3 protein-coding genes are annotated in these 5084 nt (G+C 44.6%); all 3 read left to right on the top strand.

Going from position 1 to position 5084, the window contains the following annotated elements; all coding sequences use genetic code 11:
• Positions 1–351 precede the first annotated feature (351 nt).
• On the top strand, positions 352–2520 hold the full coding sequence (locus VLN09_RS09260; protein ID WP_325245850.1) for an FAD-dependent oxidoreductase: 2169 nt from the start codon (positions 352–354) through the stop codon (positions 2518–2520).
• Between the two features lie 3 nt (positions 2521–2523).
• A complete protein-coding gene (locus VLN09_RS09255; RefSeq protein ID WP_325245848.1) occupies positions 2524–3831 on the top strand; it encodes an ABC transporter substrate-binding protein in 1308 nt (435 codons plus the stop codon).
• On the top strand, positions 3828–5084 hold a 1257-nt coding region (locus tag VLN09_RS09250; RefSeq protein WP_325245846.1), incomplete at its 3' end, for an ABC transporter permease. The genes VLN09_RS09255 and VLN09_RS09250, both read left to right, overlap by 4 nt.

The following is a 5084-nucleotide window of genomic DNA, read 5'->3' as shown; positions in this document are numbered from 1 at the left end:
TAGTTTTTACTTCCTCCCCTTCGCTTAGGAAGGAAGTCAAGGTGTTTTTAAACAACCTTTGTGCTATACTTCTCTAGACAATTACAGTGACTGCTTTGCGTGAAAAGCCAATATTAGTCCTGTTTTATGTCTGTTTATGATCAAATTTTGAGCAATCATTCCATATGTAGCTAATAGAATCACTTAACTGGTTCGATCCTAAAATATGGATGACCTGTCCCAAACAGTCATTTTATAACATCGCTATACTCATAATGAAAAAGTAGCTTATAGCTAGTAGGAATGCAGCACTGTTCTTTGCTAAGTGATTCTTTACTACACGATGTTTTATATTATCTATCTGGATAACCCATGATTAAAAAAATAGTTTTGATATTCACGGTCTTGATTGGCGTCATTGGCTTTTTTTATTTTGACCTCAATGAATTATTAACACTTGAGGGCTTAAAAGGCTCGATGGATCAGTTTGAGCAATATAAAACACAGTCGCCATGGTTAGTCATCGGCGGCTTTTTTCTAGTCTACATCTTAGTCACGGCATTATCCTTACCCGGCGCCGCTATTTTAACCTTGGCAGCGGGTGCTTTGTTTGGGTTGGTGCAGGGTTTATTGGTCGCTTCGTTTGCCTCAAGTATCGGTGCTACATTGGCCTTTTTAACCTCACGTTATTTATTACGCGATACCATCAAACAGCGTTTTCCTCACCGTCTTGCCTCTATCGATTCAGGTGTAAAAAAAGAAGGCGGGTTTTACTTATTTACGCTACGCCTTGTACCGATATTCCCCTTTTTTCTTATCAACTTACTGATGGGGCTGACTGCTATCAAAGCACGAACCTTTTATTGGGTCAGCCAAATCGGTATGCTTGCCGGCACCTTTGTATTTGTGAATGCCGGTACGCAGTTGGCACAAATCGAGCAGTTATCTGGCATTTTGTCTTTTGATCTACTGGCTTCATTTGCATTATTAGGGTTATTTCCGCTGATAGCGAAAGGCATATTAACGATACTCAAGAAACGCCGTGTCTATAAAAATTATAATAAGCCAAAAAAATTCGATCGTAATATGATTGTGATCGGTGCCGGTGCTGGTGGACTTGTCACCAGCTATATTGCTGCGACCGTCAAAGCAAAAGTCACATTGATTGAAGCAGGTGAGATGGGCGGTGACTGCTTAAATTATGGCTGCGTTCCCAGTAAAGCGCTGATAAAAAGTGCAAAAGTGGTTGAGCAGATACGCCATGGCGAGCGTTACGGACTCAACAATACCCAACCGGATTTTGCATTCAAAAACATCATGTCTCGCATCCATAAAGTCATTGCTGATATCGCTCCAAATGACAGTGTTGAGCGTTATACAGAACTGGGTGTCGAGGTATTAAAAGGCTATGCAAAACTCATTGACCCGTGGACGGTTGAGATTGCCCTCAATGATGGTGGTACTCAGACATTAACCGCGTGCTCTATCGTTATCGCGACGGGCGCACGCCCCTTTGTCCCAGACCTACCGGGTTTAGAAGAGACAGGTTATGTGACCAGCGATACTCTTTGGGATAAGTTTGCAAAACTTGATAAAGCGCCGAGCAAGCTGGTAGTACTTGGCGGCGGACCCATTGGCTGTGAGCTGGCACAAGCTTTTGCTCGTTTAGGCTCTGATGTGACCCAAATCGAAAGAGGCGTGCGGCTGATGAAAAAGGAAGATGTCGATGTTTCTGTATTTGCACAAGAAGCACTGACTGATAGCGGCGTTAATATCTTGACCTCACAGCAGGCGAATCGCTGTGAAACTCGCGATGGCAAAAAATATATTATCGTAGCACCAAAAGGCAGCACTGATGATCAACAAGAAACTGCTATTGAGTATGACGAGTTGATTTGTGCAGTCGGTCGTAGTGCGCGCCTAGAAGGCTACGGGCTTGATACCTTGGGCATCGACACTGAGCGCACCATTAGTACAGATGAGTATCTTGAAACCCTTTACCCCAATATTTATGCGGCAGGTGATATCGTAGGTCCTTATCAATTCACCCATGTGGCTTCCCATCAAGCATGGTACGCTGCGGTCAATGGCTTATTTGGTCATCTTAAAAAATTCAAAGTAGATTATCGCGTGATTCCATGGACGACGTTTATTGACCCAGAGGTAGCACGAGTGGGTTTAAATGAGCAAGAAGCGATTAATAAAGGTATCGACTTTGAAATCACACGTTATGACTTTAAAGACTTAGATCGTGCGGTGACCGAAAGCGCCAATCATGGCTTTATCAAGGTCATTACGCCAAAGGGTAAAGATAAAATATTGGGTGTGACTATCGTCGCTGAACATGCTGGTGACTTGATGGCTGAGTTTGTACTAGCCATGAAACACAATCTAGGGCTGAATAAAATACTGGGCACCATTCATATCTATCCAACATGGGCGGAAGGCAATAAGTATGCAGCTGGCGAATGGAAACGCAATCATGCGCCTAAAAAAGCGCTACAGTTGCTTGAGAAGTATCATACTTGGCGTCGAGGTTAATTCATGCAACCTCCTAGCTTGCCAGCAGCTTTGACAATACCAAAAAAACTGCGCCGCTATAGCGCCTTTATCATAGTGCTTGGTATAGGTGTTGGCATCTCTGCAAGTACCGCTTCGACTCCCACTGCCATAGATAATAAAAGTACCTTGCAGTGGCAGCAGACAGTACAAGCTGGTGAAAATCAGGACGTTTACTTTCATACTTGGGGCGGGGATCCGCAAATTAATGCGTATATTCAGTGGGCTGCAACAGCGGTCGATAAAAAATATAATATCAACTTGGTCCATGTCAAATTAAGCGACACCAGTGAAGCTGTCAGCCGTGTCCTTGCAGAAAAATCTGCCAATAATAACGATAAAGGTAGCGTTGATTTAATTTGGATCAACGGTGCGAACTTTGCTGCTATGAGTGAGAATAAATTATTATTAAAGGACTGGGCACCTACGCTGCCGAACTTTGCGCTAACTGATCCTAATAACAACCCTTCCGTCATGCTTGATTTCGGTATACCTACCAATGGCATGGAAGCGCCATGGGGACAGGCATCATTGACTTTTTATTATGACAGCTTAGCGATAGATAAGCCGCCTGCCACCTTGCAGCAATTAAGGATGTGGGCACAGCAAAACCCTGGACGTTTTGGCTACCCAAAGCCACCTGATTTCTTAGGTATGAGCTTTTTGAAATACGCTTTGGTCATGCTGCATGAGCAAAATGATAGCAAGAATGGAACCACTATTAGAGCAGAGCTTAACCAGCCAGTAGATGCACAAAACAAGGATTTGATACTCAATCCGCTGTGGGACTTTTTGGATGAGCTACATCCCATGCTGTGGCGAAAAGGTGAGCAATTCCTGCAAAGCGGCGCACAAATGCGGCGCTTGGTAGATGATACAGAGCTCAGCTTGGCCTTTACCTTTTCAGGACCCGAAATACCAGCCGCCGTTCAGCGCTATGATTTGCCGCCCAGTATTCGCAGTTATGCCATGACAGATGGCAGTTTAAGTAATAGTCACTTCGTTGCTATTCCTTATAATGCAAGCCATGCAGCCGCGGCACAATTGGTGGCAAACTTTTTATTAAGCCCAGAAGCACAGGCGCATAAACAAAATCCAGCTGTCTGGGGAGATAAAACGGTGCTGGTCCAATCGACACTTAGCGCCGAGCAACAAGCACTATTTAAGGCCAATAAACCGCATGCAAGCGCCCTACCTTTTGATGCCATTAAACGAACCGTCAGTGAACCACACCCCAGCTGGGTTGACGCCATTATGCAAGGTTGGCAAGCTCGCTACGGGGTGAGCGAATGAAAAAATCCGTTCATAAAAACCAGGCTGATACTGATAATAGCAATGCTGATGGCGTGAATACTGATACTCTTAATGCTGCTATCGTTCATTCTAATTTAAGCAATCAAATAGCCGCGACTTATGAAACCGACCTTTTTACTCGTTTAGTGACCCTAAGCCCTAGTTTGTTACTGATGCTCCTTATTTTCCCTGTATTAGGAGGTTTAATCAGCGTCATCCTGCCAGCGTTTGGCTGGGTGCCTGCTTTAGAAACAACGACATTTGGTCTACAAGGATTTAGAGCGCTAGGTCAAACTCTAGGACTTAAACAAATGGTTGCGCTCAGTGTAGCGACCGGATTTCTCAGCACTTTACTCGCCTTCGTCATTGCGATTATGATATTGGCGACGTTTTTTAATAGTATTTGGCTCACGCGTATTGAACGTTTGCTTAGCCCTATTTTAGTAATCCCGCATGCCGCAGCGGCCATTGCCGTTGGATTTTTGATTGCACCCTCTGGCATGATTGCACGAATGATATCGCCATGGCTCAGTGGTTGGGAGCTGGCACCACAGGGCATACTACCGCATGACCCTTATGGCATTAGTATCATCTTAGGTCTAGTACTTAAAGAGCTACCTTTTCTATTGTTAATGGCACTTGGTGTGTTCGCACAGCCTGAGCTTGGCAGAAAGCTGCGCCAGCAATATCAAGTTGCTCTAAACTTGGGCTATTATCCTATTACTGCCTTTTTTAAAGCGGTATTTCCTATTTTGTACCCCTTCTTACGTTTGCCTATTTTGGCAGTACTCGCTTACGCCAGTGCCAGTGTTGAGATGCCATTAATCTTAGGACCCAACACCCCGCCCACGCTTGCTGTCACTATCATGCAATGGTTCAATGATGTTGATTTAAACTTACGTATAAAAGCCTCGGCTGGGGCAATATTACAGCTACTATTGACCGGCAGCTTAATTGCGTTATGGCTTGGCGGTGAGCGTATGGTCAAAGCGCTATGCAGTGAGGCATTGGTTAATGGGAAACGTCAATATAAGGATGCTATCTGGCAAAAACTCACTGCAAGCGCTACGGTATTCATCATAGGGTTTATCGCCCTATCGCTCATTGGTCTGCTGATGTGGTCTTTAGCTGGCTATTGGCGCTTCCCTGCCGCCTTGCCAGAGCAGCTCGTACTGTCACATTTTCAAAGTGCTTTGATACAGATAAGCACACCATTATTTAACACGCTTACCCTTGGTATTGTCTCCACTCTT

The sequence above is a fragment of the Psychrobacter sp. genome, assembly GCF_035469765.1.
In the GTDB taxonomy this organism is placed as follows: Bacteria; Pseudomonadota; Gammaproteobacteria; order Pseudomonadales; family Moraxellaceae; genus Psychrobacter.
Note: the sequence above shows the minus strand (reverse complement) of the source record. Positions and strands in the feature narration are given on the sequence as shown.